Origin of the sequence: Piscinibacter sp. XHJ-5 (assembly GCF_029855045.1) — a bacterium.
GTDB lineage: Bacteria > Pseudomonadota > Gammaproteobacteria > Burkholderiales > Burkholderiaceae_C > Albitalea.
This window is the reverse complement of sequence record NZ_CP123228.1, coordinates 4,724,464-4,739,186: the sequence shown is the minus strand read 5'-3', so window position 1 is coordinate 4,739,186 and position 14,723 is coordinate 4,724,464. Positions and strand designations below refer to the sequence as shown.

General features: G+C 67.8%; 19 protein-coding genes. 6 read left to right on the top strand and 13 right to left on the bottom strand.

Annotated features, from left to right (window positions below):
- Positions 1–316: 316 nt before the first annotated feature.
- The 4 genes from P7V53_RS22350 to P7V53_RS22335 are packed head-to-tail and all read right to left on the bottom strand — an operon-like array spanning position 317 to position 2,594.
- The gene (locus P7V53_RS22350) at positions 317–727 is read right to left on the bottom strand and encodes an SgcJ/EcaC family oxidoreductase (RefSeq protein WP_280151718.1); all 411 of its coding nucleotides are present in this window, start codon (positions 725–727) and stop codon (positions 317–319) included.
- A 29-nt stretch (positions 728–756) separates the two neighbouring features.
- Entirely contained in the window at positions 757–885 is a 129-nt protein-coding gene (locus P7V53_RS22345; RefSeq protein ID WP_280151717.1) for a hypothetical protein, read from the bottom strand.
- A 10-nt stretch (positions 886–895) separates the two neighbouring features.
- Positions 896–1,645, bottom strand: a complete 750-nt coding sequence (locus P7V53_RS22340) for a pirin family protein (protein ID WP_280151716.1) — start codon at positions 1,643–1,645, stop codon at positions 896–898.
- 34 nt (positions 1,646–1,679) lie between these two features.
- The gene (locus P7V53_RS22335; RefSeq protein WP_280151715.1) at positions 1,680–2,594 is read right to left on the bottom strand and encodes a DMT family transporter; all 915 of its coding nucleotides are present in this window, start codon (positions 2,592–2,594) and stop codon (positions 1,680–1,682) included.
- A gap of 98 nt (positions 2,595–2,692) precedes the next feature.
- Here P7V53_RS22335 and P7V53_RS22330 point away from each other — a divergent pair, with 98 nt between their 5' ends.
- Both P7V53_RS22330 and P7V53_RS22325 read left to right on the top strand, forming a co-directional pair.
- Positions 2,693–3,613, top strand: a complete 921-nt coding sequence (locus P7V53_RS22330) for a LysR family transcriptional regulator (protein WP_280151714.1) — start codon at positions 2,693–2,695, stop codon at positions 3,611–3,613.
- Between the two features lie 309 nt (positions 3,614–3,922).
- Positions 3,923–5,524, top strand: coding sequence for an FAD-dependent monooxygenase (locus tag P7V53_RS22325; protein WP_280151713.1), 1,602 nt, complete (start codon positions 3,923–3,925; stop codon positions 5,522–5,524).
- 118 nt (positions 5,525–5,642) lie between these two features.
- Here P7V53_RS22325 and P7V53_RS22320 read toward each other — a convergent pair whose 3' ends face one another.
- Together P7V53_RS22320 and P7V53_RS22315 are read right to left on the bottom strand one after the other, a co-directional pair.
- Positions 5,643–5,978, bottom strand: coding sequence for a hypothetical protein (locus P7V53_RS22320; RefSeq protein WP_280151712.1), 336 nt, complete (start codon positions 5,976–5,978; stop codon positions 5,643–5,645).
- 48 nt (positions 5,979–6,026) lie between these two features.
- Positions 6,027–6,269 carry a hypothetical protein gene (locus tag P7V53_RS22315; protein ID WP_280151711.1) on the bottom strand — a complete coding sequence of 81 codons (243 nt, stop codon included), beginning with the start codon at positions 6,267–6,269 and terminating at the stop codon, positions 6,027–6,029.
- A 218-nt stretch (positions 6,270–6,487) separates the two neighbouring features.
- On the opposite strand from P7V53_RS22315, the gene P7V53_RS22310 reads away from it, so the two are divergent.
- Both P7V53_RS22310 and P7V53_RS22305 read left to right on the top strand, forming a co-directional pair.
- Positions 6,488–7,042, top strand: coding sequence for an ECF-type sigma factor (locus P7V53_RS22310; RefSeq protein WP_280151710.1), 555 nt, complete (start codon positions 6,488–6,490; stop codon positions 7,040–7,042).
- Between the two features lie 5 nt (positions 7,043–7,047).
- Positions 7,048–8,160, top strand: a complete 1,113-nt coding sequence (locus tag P7V53_RS22305) for a serine/threonine-protein kinase (RefSeq protein WP_280151709.1) — start codon at positions 7,048–7,050, stop codon at positions 8,158–8,160.
- Between the two features lie 168 nt (positions 8,161–8,328).
- Here the strand turns inward: P7V53_RS22305 and P7V53_RS22300 are convergent, their stop codons facing one another.
- The 3 genes from P7V53_RS22300 to P7V53_RS22290 all read right to left on the bottom strand — a co-directional run bounded on the left by P7V53_RS22300 (position 8,329) and on the right by P7V53_RS22290 (position 11,000).
- Positions 8,329–9,168, bottom strand: coding sequence for a GDSL-type esterase/lipase family protein (locus tag P7V53_RS22300; RefSeq protein ID WP_280151708.1), 840 nt, complete (start codon positions 9,166–9,168; stop codon positions 8,329–8,331).
- Positions 9,169–9,305: 137 nt separating this feature from the next.
- Positions 9,306–10,538, bottom strand: coding sequence for an MFS transporter (locus tag P7V53_RS22295; protein WP_280151707.1), 1,233 nt, complete (start codon positions 10,536–10,538; stop codon positions 9,306–9,308).
- A 93-nt stretch (positions 10,539–10,631) separates the two neighbouring features.
- Entirely contained in the window at positions 10,632–11,000 is a 369-nt protein-coding gene (locus tag P7V53_RS22290) for a YciI family protein (RefSeq protein ID WP_280151706.1), read from the bottom strand.
- 246 nt (positions 11,001–11,246) lie between these two features.
- Between P7V53_RS22290 and P7V53_RS22285 the strand changes: the two genes are divergently transcribed.
- Entirely contained in the window at positions 11,247–11,771 is a 525-nt protein-coding gene (locus tag P7V53_RS22285; protein ID WP_280151705.1) for a GFA family protein, read from the top strand.
- Between the two features lie 27 nt (positions 11,772–11,798).
- Here the strand turns inward: P7V53_RS22285 and P7V53_RS22280 are convergent, their stop codons facing one another.
- Together P7V53_RS22280 and P7V53_RS22275 are read right to left on the bottom strand one after the other, a co-directional pair.
- Positions 11,799–12,476, bottom strand: a complete 678-nt coding sequence (locus P7V53_RS22280; RefSeq protein WP_280151704.1) for a hemerythrin domain-containing protein — start codon at positions 12,474–12,476, stop codon at positions 11,799–11,801.
- 84 nt (positions 12,477–12,560) lie between these two features.
- On the bottom strand, positions 12,561–13,118 hold the full coding sequence (locus tag P7V53_RS22275) for a DUF4395 domain-containing protein (protein WP_280151703.1): 558 nt from the start codon (positions 13,116–13,118) through the stop codon (positions 12,561–12,563).
- Between the two features lie 462 nt (positions 13,119–13,580).
- On the opposite strand from P7V53_RS22275, the gene P7V53_RS22270 reads away from it, so the two are divergent.
- On the top strand, positions 13,581–13,799 hold the full coding sequence (locus P7V53_RS22270; protein WP_280151702.1) for a hypothetical protein: 219 nt from the start codon (positions 13,581–13,583) through the stop codon (positions 13,797–13,799).
- Positions 13,800–13,882: 83 nt separating this feature from the next.
- Here P7V53_RS22270 and P7V53_RS22265 read toward each other — a convergent pair whose 3' ends face one another.
- Together P7V53_RS22265 and P7V53_RS22260 are read right to left on the bottom strand one after the other, a co-directional pair.
- Positions 13,883–14,263 (bottom strand): Rid family hydrolase, encoded by a 381-nt coding sequence (locus P7V53_RS22265; RefSeq protein ID WP_280151701.1) that lies wholly within the window; start codon positions 14,261–14,263, stop codon positions 13,883–13,885.
- A 129-nt stretch (positions 14,264–14,392) separates the two neighbouring features.
- Entirely contained in the window at positions 14,393–14,665 is a 273-nt protein-coding gene (locus P7V53_RS22260; protein WP_280151700.1) for a hypothetical protein, read from the bottom strand.
- Between the last annotated feature and the right edge of the window lie 58 nt (positions 14,666–14,723).

Below are 14,723 nucleotides of genomic sequence, written 5' to 3'. Positions count from 1 at the left end.
CGGCGGTGAACGTGTCGTGGAGGTCGTACTACCGCAGCGCCCCGTACAGCTGACGTTCGAGCCCGCACCTATCCCGCGGTCCAACAACTGATTGGTGCCAGTCAGCGTGAGTAGGGCCGCGGCGGCCACCGGCTTCAAACGCTGCGCAACAGCCCACCTTGCGCGATCGCTGCTTCCGATCCACGCGTTAACGAAATCGATCTGGCCGACGCGGTAGGCCGCCGTGGTGCATTGCCACATGCCGCCGTCATAGCGCCACCTCCATCGCACACTTCCGACCCCCCAGCGCAACGCAGTCCCGACCGACAAGGCACCCCTACACCCTCACCGCCGTCGTCTGCGCCAACGCAATCACCCATCGCTTGCCCTGTCGCACGACCACATAGCTCGTCACCCCCTCGCTGCCCGGCAGCGCGGTCCGCTCGGTCGCCGGCCGCAGGTCCTGCACCGTCTTCCGGCACGAGACGAGCGCGCTGTCCGGCGAGAGGAATTGCACGCGATCCACCGCCACCGTGGCGGGCACCTGACGCAGCGAGGACGACAGCGCCTGCGTCATCGCTTCGCCAAATGCCGCCTTGCCGAAGACGCGGCGCCCCGCCATGTTGACGATCACCGCTTCGTCGTCATGCAGCTTCAGAAGCTCCAGCACGTCGAATTGGTGCTTCTGCGCGTCGGCGATGAGCTGCCGGATGTCGGCTTCATCGCCTTCTTGTTGTCCCGGGCGCATGTCAGTCACCTGGACCGCATCAGCCCGCATCAGGCCTCACCACCCGCCGCCGCCATGTTCCGCCGCACCCACCCCTCGTACGCCTGCAGAAGGCTGCCCACGAGCACGGCCACGTTGAGGGGAGAGGTCATGGGGTTTTCCTTGTCTTCGGGGTTCATCGAATCCATCTCAATCGGCGTGCGGCGGCAGCTCGAACAGCAGCAGCTCGCTGGGCCTGCCCTGCGGTGCGGCGCGGAGCTCGATGCGCTCGCCCTCCCGCCACGCGACAGCGTCGCCCGCCCCCAGCGGCACGGCCGCGCCGGCCCGGGCGGGCCGGCGCAGGGTCACTTCGCCGGTGGCCAGATGCAGGTACACGCTGCGACCCGCACCCTCGGGCGCGAACTCCAACGAAGAGCCTTCGGCCAGCATGGCGCGCATCACACACGCGTCCTGGTCGATGCGCAGGCTGCCCTGCCGCCCGTCGGGCGAGGCAATCACCTGCCAGCGGCCCGCGCGGCCGGCTGGCTCGAAGCGCCGCAGCGCCACGTGCGGCCGGCCGCCGCGTCGGCGCGGCAGCAGCCACAGTTGCAGGTGGTGGTCGCTCGCCTGTGCCGAGGCGTTCATCTGGCGGTGCCGGATGCCGGCGCCGGCGCTCATCAGCAGCACCTCGCCGGGGTGCACCACGGCCTCGTGCCCCAGGCTGTCCCCATGGGCGATCGCGCCGGCCAGCGGCAGCATCAGGATCTCCATGTCGTGGTGCGGATGCATCGCAAAGCCGGTGCCGGGCTGCACGATGTCTTCGTTCAGCGCGCGCAACACGCTGAAGCGATGCCGCGCCGGGTGCCGGTAGTCGCCGAACGAGAAGCTGAAGCGCGCGTCGAGCCACGTGCTGCGCAGGCGGCCGCGGCTCTCGGCGCGGCGCAGGTCCAGGGCGTCCATGGTGTCGTTCATTCCCTGCGTCGGTGTTGTGGGCTCAGCCGCGCACGGCCCGGGGTGCGGCGGCCGGCCCCCGGCCCGCATGCTGCATCCAGCCGAATCCGGTGACGATGAGCACGAGGGCGGGCAGCAGCTGCCACGGCAGCCGCTCGCCGAGCAGCAGGGTGCCGAGCAGCGCCGCGCACAGCGCCATCGCATAGCCGATGAAGCTCATCGTCATCGCGTCCGCGCGCTCCTGCAGCCGGAAGAACAACAGCATCGCCAGCGGCGCGGCCGCCATCTGCGCGGCCACGTAAGGCCAGGCGGCAGACGGCACGGCCGGCGCACCGGTCGCGATCCAGGCGGGCAGCAGCAGTGCCGCCGCACCAGCCGCCGTGGCCGCGCCCAGCCATGCCACGGGCACGCCGCGCGGCAGGCGACGCGCCCGAAAGACGTTGCCCCCTGCCAGGGAAAGCGGAATCGCCAGCAGCCCGATTGCGGCTTCCACCGGCAGCTCGCCCGCCGCCACCCGCGTGCTCGCCAGCCAGAGCGCGCCGCCGAAGGCGAGCGCCACGGCCGCCAGGCGCTGCCAGCGCAGCGCCTCATAGCCGAGCAGCAGCATCAGCGCCAGCGTGAACAGCGGCGGCAGCGTGTAGGCCAGCGCGGTGATGCCGACGCCCGCCTGCACCGCCACCCAGGCCGCCAGCGTGTTCGGCACGGCGCCGCCCAGCAGCCCGGCCGGCAGACCGAAGCGCAGCCACACGGCCGCAGCGGGCGCCGCCCCATGGCGGCGCCACGCCAGCCAGCCCAGCACCGCCAGGGTGGACAGCGCCGGCCACATCGCAAACGCGAGCGGGGCGGCGCCGTGCGCCACCGCCTGCTTGCCCAGCAGAACGCCCACGCCGAGCGCCAAGCCGGTGGCGCCGAGCAGGGTCGAGGGGGACGGGTCGGTGATGATGGTCTGCAACGGCATGGTGGTGTCCTGTGGCGCGATGAGGCGCACTTTAGAAATTCCGCATCGGCATTGGTTAGCATCCGACGGAACTTCACCAAGTCTTGATTGGAATCAATGTGGCCCTTTCGTCGCTGCAAGGCCTGCGCGCCTTCCGTGCCGTCGTCGAGCTGAAGTCGTTCAAGCGCGCCGGCGCGCGGCTGGGCGTGGGCGGCAGCGCGGTGAGCAAGCTGGTGGCGGGGCTCGAGCAGGAGCTCGGCGTGCTGCTGCTGCAGCGCACGACACGCACGCTGGCCCTCACCGAGGCGGGAGAGGACTTCTACGAATCGGCGGCGCGCGTGCTCGACGAGACCGAGTCGGCCGTCGAGCGCCTGCGCGAGCGCGGCGGGCGGCCGGCCGGGCTGCTGCGCGTCTCGGTGCCCACCTCGTTTGCCCTGCGCTGGCTGGGGCCACGGCTGCCGGATTTCCTGGTGCGCCATCCGGGGCTGGAGCTCAACCTGTCGCTCAACGACCGCTTCGTGGACCTCGTCTCCGAGCGCTTCGATTGCGCGCTGCGCGTGAGCACCACGCTGGAGGATTCGTCGCTGCATGCACGCCGCCTGGGGCGCATGCCGCGTGTGCTGGTGGCGTCGCCGCGTTATCTCAAGAGCGCGTCGCCGCTGCGCACGCCGGCCGAACTGGCGGCGCACCAGGTGCTTGTGTATGCCACCTCGGGAATGGGCAACCGCTGGCCGTTCACCGTGCGTGGGCGTCAGCTCACCGTGCCGGTGACCGGCCGTCTGCAGGTGGACAACAGCCTCATGCTGCGCGAGGCGCTGCTCGCCGGCCTGGGCCTGACGCTCACGCCGCTCTTCGTGGTCGACGACCTGCTGGCCTCCCGCAAGCTGGTGGCGCTGCTGCCCGAGTGCATGCCGCCGGCACACGGGGTGCTCGGCGTCACCACGCAGCGGCGCCACCTGCCGATGAAGGTGCAGTGTTTCCTCGACTTCGTGCAGGCGGGGCTGCACGCGAGCGGCTACGGCGAGGCCGAGCCGCGCTGAGCTTGCTGAATCGCTCACCGCTGCCCGTCGTCGCTCGGCTCGGCAGGACTGGGCCGAGCTCGGCCGCTCACTTCGCCGATCGGCCAACGGCATCCGTCGCCAGCGGTCCTCCCATGAAGGACTCCCGGAACGCCCGCAGCACATCCCCATCGGCCATTCGCGGGGCGATCGACCTTCGATGATCCGCGGAGCGCGATTTCAACCGAAATATGCGACGGTGCCGTTGCAATCGGCCCGACGGGCGGCGGGCAGAAGCTGAGCGTCCGCAAGGACCCAGCAAACGCAATCACAGCCAGGAGACGCGCGCAAATGCATACCCACGTCCTGATCGTCGGCGCAGGCCCGACAGGCTTGATGCTCGCGAACCAGCTTGCGCGCCGTGGCGTGCGCCCGTTGGTGATTGACCGCCATTCAGGCCCGGCGCAGCAGACGCGCGCGATGGCGGTGCACGCGCGCACGCTTGAGATCTACGCGAAGCTCGGCATCGCCGACCGCGCTGTCGCACTCGGTCAGCGGGGCGATGCGGCCAACATGTGGGCCGAGGGGCGCCGCTCCGCGCGCATCCCGCTCGGCGAGATCGGCCAGGACTTGAGCCCGTTCCCGTACGTGTTGATGCTGGGCCAGGACGACAACGAGCGCATCCTGGGCGAGCGGCTGCGCGAACTCGGCATCCACGTGCAGTGGAACACCGAGCTGGTCGCGCTCGAACAGAAGAGCGACCGGGTCGACGTCGAGTTGAAGCAGCCCGATGGCTCGACTCGACGCGTGAGCGCCGCGTGGGTCGCCGGCTGCGACGGCTCGCACAGCGCCGTGCGCGAGCGCTGCGGCGTCGGCTTTCCCGGCGCGCCGTACGAGCACACGTTCTTCGTCGCCGACACCACCGCCGTCGGGTCGATGACGCCCAATGAGCTGAACGTCTACCTCTGGCGCGACGGCTTCCATCTGTTCTTTCCGATGCGCGGCGCGAACCGCTGGCGGGTGATCGGCATCCTGCCCAAGACGCTGCGCAACAGCGACAGTGTCACCTTCGACGACGTCGCACCGTCGATCGTCGCCGAGGCGGGAACGGGCATCCACTTCAGGCATTGCGACTGGTTCTCGACGTACCGCATCCAGCACCGCAGCGCCGAGCGCTTTCGCGACGGCCGCTGTTTCCTGCTCGGGGATGCCGCGCACATCCACAGCCCCATGGGCGGGCAGGGAATGAACACCGGCTTGCAGGACGCCTACAACCTGGGCTGGAAGCTCGCCGCGGTCGTCAAGGACGACGCGGGTCCCGCGCTGCTCGACAGCTACGCGGCCGAGCGGATGCCGGTCGCGCAACGCCTGCTCGACAGCACCGACCGCGCATTCACGCTCATCGTTTCCGATTCGTGGGTCGCCTCGCTCCTGCGCACGAGGGTGATCGCGAAGGTCGCCGCCACCGCGATGAGGCTGCAGCGCATGCGCCGGCTTGCGTTCCGCACGCTGTCGCAGATCGGCATCGCGTATCGCGAGAGCGGGCTGTCGCAATCGCTCGCGCCGTTGCCCGAAGGCGCACCGCAACCCGGCGACCGATTCCCATGGCTGCGTCTGCGCCTCGAAGCTGGCGGCCCGGTGGAGGACCTGTACGAGAGGCTCGACGACGAGCGATTTCACCTGCTGTCGTTCGGCCAGCGGGCCGAAACGCCGCCGTCCGCCGGCGACATGCTGCGCGCGTGGAGCGTTCCTTCAGATGCCGCCAACGACGAAGTGTTGGCTCGCGCCGGGATCGCGCAACCGTCGTTCTATCTGCTGAGGCCCGATGGTCATGTCGGCCTCGCCGGCACGCGGCTCGACGTCGACCAGATCAGCCGCTATCTCGCCGAGCGCGTGGGATGGCGGGAACCGGCCGCGATCGCGCAGGTGCAGCATGTCCGCATCGGCGGATGAAATGTCCATCTCGTCGGCGCCGGCCATGCGGGTGTCCGCGAACGTGCATGGTCGGCGCCTTTGCGGGCAGTCGTGAGTGGCGGCTTCGTATGTCCACCAGCACATGGGACGGGCAGATCTACCAGCGCGCTGCGGCGATCGGGTCGATGTGCGCAGAGCGTTGCTCGCAGGCCGTCAGCAGCGCACGCCGCTGGTCGAGCCACGCGACGGTTTCCATCAGATCGAGTTGGTAAATCATCCGAGTTCTCCAGACAAACTGGCGCAGGGGAACGGTGCCCTGCGCCGCCTTGTCGACGAGGCGGCCCTGCAGATGCGACAGGTGTGCCGCGCCCGCGCATTCGGCGTTCCAGATGGTGGTCGCCGTGGTGACCTTCGCGTCCTGAGCGTGCGCCAGGAACGGCGCGATGCATACGGAGGCGGTGAGCGGGATCCAAGTGGAGAGGGTACGGTTCATGTCAATCTCCAGGAGGGTGGGTTGAGGCTCGGTGCCTTGGTCGTCGGTTCAGCCGCGTGGCCCTGAATCGATCTTGCGCACGACGATGTCTGTGCTTGACGGTTGGGCCTTGATCGATGCCCGGGCCATCGCCGTGTCATCGCTGCGCATCTCGAACATGGTCAGCATGCCCCCCAGCTGCGTGCTGCTGGCCAGCACGGCGACAAGGGCCATCGCGGCCTTCCTGGCACGCTTGGGTTGTGGGTAGCTCGGCCGCATGGGCTGCTTCGTGGAACGGAAGTCGATGGACATGGCGTGCTCCGTCAGGTGGATCGCGGGGCTCAGGGTGTCGGATCGAACTCCACACCTGCCCTCGCTTCATCGGACGCGCATTCGACGCCAGACCGGACATCACCGACCAAAGAGGCCATTGCCAGCTCCGCAGGCCCAACTCGACCGAGCTCGGCCCTTCTCAATCCCTTCGGTTTGTGCCCCAATCGGCACGAGACGATCCAGAGGAGTCGGGTCGCATGCGCAGTCTTACGGAATTGATCCAGAAGGTCGCTCACGGTGACCCCGCGGCGCGCGACGAGTTGTTCGCGGCGGCCTACTCCGAGCTGCGCAAGCTCGCACGCTCACGGCTGCGAGACGGCGGACGCAACACCTTTCTCGAGATCACGGCCCTGGTGCACGAGTCGTATCTGCGCTTGGTGAAGGTCGGGGAATTGCGGATCGAAGACCGAAGGGCATTCTTCGGGTATGCGTCCAAGGTCATGCGCTCGGTCATCATCGATTCCGTTCGCGAGCGCCAGGCAGAGCGGCGTGGTGGGGCGCCGACCGAGCTGACCCTGGACACGCAGGTCACGGCCGAGCTGCCGAGCGGTGAGGACGAGGTCCTGCATGTACACGAAGCCCTGCTCGCGCTCGAACAGGCCGAGCCGCGCCTGGCGCAGGTGGTCGAGATGCGCTATTTCGGTGGCTACTGCGAGCTTGAGATTGCCGAGGTCCTGGGCGTGACCGAGCGAACGGTGCGGCGCGACTGGGAGAAAGCCCGACTGCTGCTGATGAAGGCGATGAAGACGTAGCAGCCGTGTCCGGTGCGGGCGCCAAAATGCGTCCGTACCCGGAAAGCCACGACCGAGTCCGCACCATGTCGCCGAGCCTCGCCGATCTTTCGACCTTGAGCCGCCTGCTCGACGAAGCGCTCGACCTCGAACCGGCGCAGGTCGAAGCCTGGCTCGCAGCGCTGCCCGAAGCGCATCGTCACCTGCTGCCGCAGCTGCGCGAGATGCTGTCCGAGCACCTGTCGCCGGGCCACGCCGGCTTCATGTCCGCCGGGGCGAAGCTGGCGGGTGGCGCGGTTGATGAAACGGTGGCCCGGGCCGAAGACCTCGTCGGCCCGTACCGGCTGATCCGAGAGATCGGGCGCGGCGGCATGGGCGCGGTGTGGCTGGCCGAGCGAGCCGATGGGAGCCTGAAGCGACATGTCGCGCTCAAGCTGCCGCGCCTGGCCTGGGGTGCGGGTCTGACCGAGCGCATGGCGCGCGAGCGCGACATCGGTGCTTCCCTCGAGCACCCGAACATCGCACGGCTTTACGACGCCGGTGTCGATGCATCGGGCCGGCCTTACCTCGCGCTCGAGTACATCGACGGGCAGCCGCTCGACACATGGTGCGAAACGAAGGCGCTCGGCGTGCCCGAACGACTCCGCCTGTTCCTGCAGGTGGCACGCGCCGTGGCCTATGCACACGGCCGACTGGTGGTGCACCGCGACCTCAAACCCTCCAACGTGCTCGTCACTGCCGACGGCGAGGCGCATCTGCTCGACGGTGGTCCTGGGCGCAGGCGCCGCACTGGTGCAGGCGCGCAGGGCGGACGATGCGGCCGAGCAGGCGCGCGTCGCATCTGCGCGGGCAACTGCCGCAGTTCGTCGTTCGCGGGGTTGTCGCGCGCGTTCACCTTGAACACGTCGACGACGAAGTCTTTCACGATCGGGGCGAGCATGACGAAGCGGATCGACACTTTCGCGAAGCGCTCGAGCTCCAGAAGGTGGTGTGGGCCAGCTGTCCTTGCAACGCGTTTCGCTACTCCCACCTGGCGCGCAACCGCAGCATGCAGGGGCGCTTCGACGAGGCCGAGGCGGTGTTGGCGTCGGTGCCGAACATCGGTGCCGTGCGGGGGCGGACCATGCAGGATCCCATGATGTATGAGGCGGTGCCCCGCCAGGTGTCAGCCCCTACTACAAGGCGCCGCTGCTCACGCTGGAGAAAGCGCTGGCGCGCAGATAGCCGTGCCGGTCATCGCGACGCCATCGGCAGCGCCGCCGACAGGGACACCGCCTGCACGCGTGCTGCCAGACCAGCTCGGGGCCTTACGGTGGCAGGACAGCCAGCCAGGCAGGAACCTGCTTCTTCCATCCGCTCTTGTTGGGGTGGATCTCATTGACCCAATCGAAGCTGTCGCCGGTTGCCTTCGGATCAGCCTTGTCCATGCGGCCCGTGGTGGCGACGGCGACCACGCCGGCTCGCCCCACGGTCCAGCCCTGGATCGTGTCCTTGATTTCCTCGAATAGGCGCTGCGTCAGAGCATCCCAAAGTGACGGGTCTATCCCGTTGTTCGTGTACGCCGTGTACAGCCAGGGACCGGAGAAGTTGCGGAAGGCGGGCGCATCCCGAGCCACAGGCGTGTCATAGCAGTTCAAGTAGATCGGCGTGTTTGCGTTCTTCCTGCTCGTTCTCAGTGCCTGGTAGATCGCTTCGAAGTTCGTGTTCAGGTAGGCCACCAGATCCTGGAGTGCGTCCTGCCGGACACATGCATCACCATTCTCCGGAAGCGGCTGGCCGTGCATGTCGTGCAGGATCCCTTGTCCCGGTGGTGTGTCCCGGGCTGCGTCAATGAAGTCGTTGCCGCCAGCGCTGAACAGGACGCCGTCGTACTCCTGCTGATCGAGCCACCAGACAAAGTCATCGGTCATCATGTCGACGATTCGAGTGAGCGTGTGGCCGGAGGTCGAGACGTTCACGATCAGGTTCGTACGCCCGAGGTTGTTGAACTCGCGAGCGAGGTACTCCGGCAGCGAGCCTTGATTCCAGGCGCTCGCGTCCATCCACGAATCTCCTTCGGCAAGGAAGGTTCTGTTGAAGGGTCCGTACTTGTCCGCCTCCTCCGGCTTGATCCTGTAGCGGGAACCCTTGATGGCAACCGAGGTCATGGCTTCTCCTGGCGTCGACAGCGCAAGCGGCGCAAGCCACCGCCATCGACCCTGCGTCAGCATGTCGCAGTCGGGGTCGCCAGGCGATGGTGCCGGTGACCACTTTATTGACAAAGCGCCAGTCGGGCCAGTAGCGCTCATGCCCCCACAGCGATCATCTGCCGCCGTGGCAGCCGCGTGAACGCCAGCGCGGCCAGGAAGGCGCCGATGCCCAGCGAGAAGGCGCCGATGAAGAGCCACGCATAGCTCGAAAACGTGTCGTAGATCATTCCACCCAGCACGGGGCCCAGCGCCATTCCAAGGCTGCTGGCCATGGTGGTGCCGCCGATCACCGTGCCCATCATGCGCAGCGGAAAATTCTCGCGCGCGATGACGGCAAACAGCGGCATCACCCCCGCATAGGTAAAACCGAACAACGCAGCGACGGTGTAGAAGCTTCCCAGCTCGCGCGCGTACACATAGCCCAGCACCACCATCGCCTGGGCGAGCAGCGCCAGCACCAGGACGCGCGCCGCCCCGAAGCGGTCGCCCAGCAGCCCGAACACGAGTCGCCCGCCCATCCCCGCGAGGCCTTCCAGGCTGTAGATCGACACGGCAGCCATGAGCGGAATGCCGCAGGTGACGGCGTAGCTCACCGTGTGAAAGATCGGCCCCGAGTGGGTGGCGCAGCTCAGAAAGCTCGTCACCACCAGGATGAGGAATGGCGCAGAGCGCAGGGCTTGCCCGACAGACATGGCCGGCTCATGCGCCGAGCCCGGTGCCGCAACGGCCGCGGGTTGCGCCAGCGCGGGCGGGCGGCGCACCAGCAGAGCCGCGGGCACCATGATGGCCGCCACCAGGGCTGCGATGATTTGCAGCGACGTGCGCCAGTCGTGGGTCTGCACCAGCCACGCGGCCAGCGGCGACATGGTCATCGGCGCCATGCCCATGCCCGCCGACACCAGCGACACCGCCAGGCTCCGCCGCGTGTCGAACCATCCGGTGACGCACGCCATCATCGGTGCAAAGATCGCCGCCGCGCTGAAGCCGACGACCACGCCGAACAGCAGCTGGAACGCCACGAGCGATGTCGCCAGGCTGGCCAGCGCGAGTCCGCCGGTGAGCAATATCGAACCCGCGAACACGACGATGCGCGGCCCCACGCGGTCGCTGAGGTAGCCCCAGGCGATGCTGCCGAGCGCCAGCGCCACGAAGGCGAGCGTCATTGCGGTGGAGATCCCGGTCGTGGACCACCCCGTGTCCTGAGCGATCGGCCGCAGAAACACCGGCAGTGAAAAGAGCCCGCCGATCGCCACGCAGCCGAGCACGCCACCCGCGGCGACGATGATCCAACGGTAGTGATGGCGCAGAGCGTTCGTCCAGGAAGACATGGCCGGTCCTTGGCTGATTTGGTGTGATCTGACGGGCAGGCTAATGCGGCCGGCCCGACGGCGTGAGTAACAAGCGTGGCGTGATTGCGCGCCTCAGGACTTGCAGCCGAACTCCGGCCCGTCGAGCTGGCGCACCTCGCACTCGACGTCCCAATCGGTACCGTGGACCTTGAGGAATCGCCGCGTCAGTTCGACCGCCTCCGCCTTCGACGCCGCCTCGAGGATGGCGTAGCCGCCGATCACCTCCTTGGTCTCGGTGAACGGGCCATCCGACACTGACAGCTTGCCTCCGCGGTGCAGCCGCACGCGCACGCCTTCCGAGGTGGGCCTCAGCCCGGCAGTGCTCACCAGCTGTCCGGTGCGGGTGAGCTCCTCGAGCAGCTTGCCCATGTCGGCCATCAGCTGTTCGCTGGGCACCTGGCCGGTGGCTTCGTCGATGCGGATCATCGAAAGGAATCGCATGGTCACGTCTCCTGGGTCGTGGCGCGGCGGAACGATTCCGCCGCCTCAACCCCTACGACGAACGAAGATCAGCCGGATCGACAAGCGCGGCATCGCGCGGGCTCAGCCGCATTGAAAAAAGTTCGCGGGGACCGGTGAAGGTCCAGGCGTGCCCGCGCCGCCTTCCACGCCCCGACGCCCTTGTGGCTCGCATGGAGGCCGCTCGCCCGGCGCATCTGCCCAGGCTCTTGCACGCGACTGACGTTCGTGACCTGGGCTCGCCAGTTGCTGGTGGCGGGGATCACTTGGGAGCCGTCTATGCAGCCAACGCCTGTCGAACCCGGGCTCGCCGCGACGAGCATCATCGGGCACTGCCTCTGCGGCGCCGTGACGATTGCGGTTGCCGGTCAGCACGACCCACGCGTCGGAGCCTGCCACTGTCGGATGTGCCAGCGGTGGTCGGGCGGGCTGTTCCTGTGCTTCACGGCGGATGCTTCCGCGGTCACTGTCACCGGCGAGGTGGCCACATACCGATCCTCATCCTTCGCCGAGCGGGCCTTCTGCCCGCGCTGCGGTTCGCATTTGTGGTTCAACGATGTCCAGGCCGGAGGCGAGCCATCGAGTTATGAACTCATGCCGGGCCTGTTCGATGCCGCTCGCAGTTGGCCGCTTCGATCGGAGATCTACGTGGATCGGGCCATGAGCTCGGTTCAACTCGCCGGTGATCATCGTCGCAAGAGCCGGGCCGAGTACGAGGCCTCCAATCCGTTCGTCGAGGGAGACTTGCCTTGAGTCTGGCGCGTGCGCGGCGGCACGCGCTCAGGCGGTGATCTTCCCGTCGGCATCCAGTCCGTAGTCGCGCACCAGCTCGTCCCACATCGTGGGCGGGCAGCTGCGCTCGACGATGGGCCGGAAGCGCCGCCACTGTTCCGGCGTGCAGGCGTGCTGCAGGCCCCAGGTGAACACGCGTGTCGCCACGGCGGGCGGCTGCGCGGTAGAGCCGTGGCGGCTGAGCATCTCCACCACCCAGCCGACGAACCAGTCGAAGTCGGCCATCTCGGCGCTGGGCGTGAGCAGGCGTTCGTTGACGATGCGCGCGCGGCCCTCGGGCGTGGGCGCGGTCTTCATCGTCAGCGGCATCATCACCGCCTCCTCGTGCTCGAGGTGATGCAGGTGCTCGTCGCGCCAGGCGGCCCAGGCCTTCTGCAAGGCCGCGATGTCGATGTCGGCCAGCGCAGCGTCCACGGCGGCCGCGAGGCGCACGTCGTCCGCGTGCTCGGCGGGCAGGCCGGCGCCGGTGCAAGCACCCGCGCTCACCGCATCGAGCAAGGCGAACATGCTGCGGTCCTCCATCGCCATGTGCACCGCAAGTGCGCGCCGCAGGCGTTTCCACTCTTCGGCGAAGGCCGTGCGGGCGCCGGTTTCCAGCGCGTCGCGCTGCAATTGGATGCTGGCACGCAAGGCCTCGTGGGCGTTGCGCATGATCGCGAACGGCATGGGCCTCGGTACCTCGGCGGCAGCGCCGAGGGGAATGGCATCTGGCACGACGGTCTCCTCGGGGGAAGCAGGAAGCTGGAAGGCTCAGCGCTTGGGCACTTCGCAGGCGCCGTGGGCGCAGATCTCGAAGGCGCTGTCCTTTTGCACCCAGCCCTGCTTCACCATGAAGCCGTGGATCTCGCAGCCGACGCACACGCCCAGCACGGACTCCATCCAGAGCAGCAGCATGTAGATGACGCAGATCGTCAGCGGCAGGATGCCGGTGACGCCGGCGTTGGTGATGACCATCATCGCGCCCGCCATGATGAGGTTGAGCGTCCAGGCGAAGCGCTTGGGCTTGGCCGAGGCCCAATCGGGCCCCTTGCGCTGCACCATCCAGCCCGCCAGCACACCGAGCGGGCTGTACTGGATGCCGATCGTCACGCGGATCAGGAACTCGACGAACAGGAATGTCGTGATGGCCTGCATCGGCAGGTAGAACTGCTCGAAGCGGCCGTAGACGAGGGCCACGGCAGCGAGCACCAGCGCCATGCCGGCCGCGGCGCGCACCTGGTTGTCGTTGAACACTGCCGCTTGCACCGGCTGGCCGTTGTGGCTGAGCCCTGAGATGACCTGACCGTAGGTAGCGGGAAGCAAGGACATGCGAATCTCCTTGGCTGTGACGGCAGACCTCGAATGATGCCCATTCCGGCCGAAAGAATCCAGCCTTGTTGCCGTTCCGTGCCGACGGCTGGAAAAACGAGGAAGGGGCGTTCTTCGGGTGGTGGCGGCGAGGTACGACTTGCTCGCCGGGTTCGCAAACTTTAGCGCTCGGTTGAGCTGGCGGATCCGCAGGCTTCTGCCCTGCAGCTCCCCCGTAGCGGCATGGGGGCGATCGGACTATGCTGCATCGATCCCTGCGCTTCTGGGAGTTGCGACATGACGTCGCCCAGCGTCCTCTGGCTGGAACGTGGCAAGAGCGTTCCTGATCGCACCGCTCAGGCACTCGCCGTGTGCTTGGGTATCGCTTGCGCACTCTTGATCGCGGCAGGCGCTTCGCACCCCCCGTCTCCCAGTCGGTCCGGATGCAGCAGCGACCCATGGGACTTCCTTCCTGTGGGAGAGATGCTGGAGCCGAGTTCTCTGGCGTTCCTTGTGGAAGCGCATTGCTCCAACGCCAAGTACATGCCGGATGGCTGGATCGAGCTGCGCTACGGCGGCGCCAGAGTGGACGTGAAATTGCAGCGCGTCGACATTGCCGGCAGGCCTTTTTTCAGGGTTAACTCGATCGGCGGTGTCGCTGCGCCTCCCGGCGACGATGACGCGATGCCGACACGGCAGTGAGCGGCTCGTGCATCCCATGCAACACGAGCTGATCGCCTTGCAGTCAAACGGAAGCGGGCGCCAAAGGGAGATGCCGACGCCGATCAGCCCTCGGCGATGGCCGCAATGGACACCTTCAGGCCCGGAATGCGCGCAGGCAGCTTGGCGCCCTGGCGAGCCGGTGGGTCGGAGGGAAACCACTTCAGCCACTCTTCGTTCATTCCGGCAAAGTCGTCTTCCTCCGCCAGCACGACGGTGACGCTGACGATCTTGTCCAGCGAGCTGCCTGCTTCTTCCAGGATGGCCTGAATGTTCGTCAGGCACTGCCGTGTCTGCTCCTGGATGGTGGTGCCCACGATGGCGCCCGTGACCGGGTCCGCCGGGGCCGTGCCCGAGACGAACACCAGGCCGCCCGCCTTGACGGCTTGGCTGTATGTTGTCGGCGGCTTGGCGGCCTTCGGAGTGAAGACGATCTGTCTTGCCACTGTGCCCTCCGGATATTGCCTTCGATGGGGTGTGAAGCTGGTGCCTGGCGCGCGAGGCGGATGATGACAGCGAGCGGCTCGCGGGCCAAGTGCCAGGTGGCCGCTCTTCGCTGCCCCATGCGCAGGGTCTCATCGGGTGGGCTCCGCAGCCGTGTTGGCAAGCAGAACGAACGTCACCGTGGGCGGTGACTTGAGTCGGCCCACGTCGACGACGACGCCTTGTGGCGCCCAGTCGTTCGTCGCGGTGACCTGCAGCTTCACCTTTGCGGCGGGAACGTCCTGGATCACCGCCAGACCGTGCTTGTTGGTACGGCTCTCGACGAGCAATGTGCCCGTCTCCGTACGGACGAAGATCCGCGCCCCGCTGATAGGCTGGCTGGGCGTGCCTCCCACGACCTCCACCGTGAGCGTGATCGTCTTAGCAGGCACAGCGGAGGCGGGACCGCTGGCCGCCGGCGGT

Coding starts and splice junctions, on each gene's coding strand:
- P7V53_RS22350 (WP_280151718.1), bottom strand. CDS start 727: ATGCGCCCGGGACAACAAGAAGGCGATGAAGCCGACATCCGGCAGCTC.
- P7V53_RS22345 (WP_280151717.1), bottom strand. CDS start 885: ATGAACCCCGAAGACAAGGAAAACCCCATGACCTCTCCCCTCAACGTG.
- P7V53_RS22340 (WP_280151716.1), bottom strand. CDS start 1,645: ATGGACGCCCTGGACCTGCGCCGCGCCGAGAGCCGCGGCCGCCTGCGC.
- P7V53_RS22335 (WP_280151715.1), bottom strand. CDS start 2,594: ATGCCGTTGCAGACCATCATCACCGACCCGTCCCCCTCGACCCTGCTC.
- P7V53_RS22325 (WP_280151713.1), top strand. CDS start 3,923: ATGCATACCCACGTCCTGATCGTCGGCGCAGGCCCGACAGGCTTGATG.
- P7V53_RS22320 (WP_280151712.1), bottom strand. CDS start 5,978: ATGAACCGTACCCTCTCCACTTGGATCCCGCTCACCGCCTCCGTATGC.
- P7V53_RS22315 (WP_280151711.1), bottom strand. CDS start 6,269: ATGTCCATCGACTTCCGTTCCACGAAGCAGCCCATGCGGCCGAGCTAC.
- P7V53_RS22310 (WP_280151710.1), top strand. CDS start 6,488: ATGCGCAGTCTTACGGAATTGATCCAGAAGGTCGCTCACGGTGACCCC.
- P7V53_RS22300 (WP_280151708.1), bottom strand. CDS start 9,168: ATGACCTCGGTTGCCATCAAGGGTTCCCGCTACAGGATCAAGCCGGAG.
- P7V53_RS22295 (WP_280151707.1), bottom strand. CDS start 10,538: ATGTCTTCCTGGACGAACGCTCTGCGCCATCACTACCGTTGGATCATC.
- P7V53_RS22290 (WP_280151706.1), bottom strand. CDS start 11,000: ATGCGATTCCTTTCGATGATCCGCATCGACGAAGCCACCGGCCAGGTG.
- P7V53_RS22280 (WP_280151704.1), bottom strand. CDS start 12,476: ATGCCGTTCGCGATCATGCGCAACGCCCACGAGGCCTTGCGTGCCAGC.
- P7V53_RS22275 (WP_280151703.1), bottom strand. CDS start 13,118: ATGTCCTTGCTTCCCGCTACCTACGGTCAGGTCATCTCAGGGCTCAGC.
- P7V53_RS22270 (WP_280151702.1), top strand. CDS start 13,581: ATGCTGGAGCCGAGTTCTCTGGCGTTCCTTGTGGAAGCGCATTGCTCC.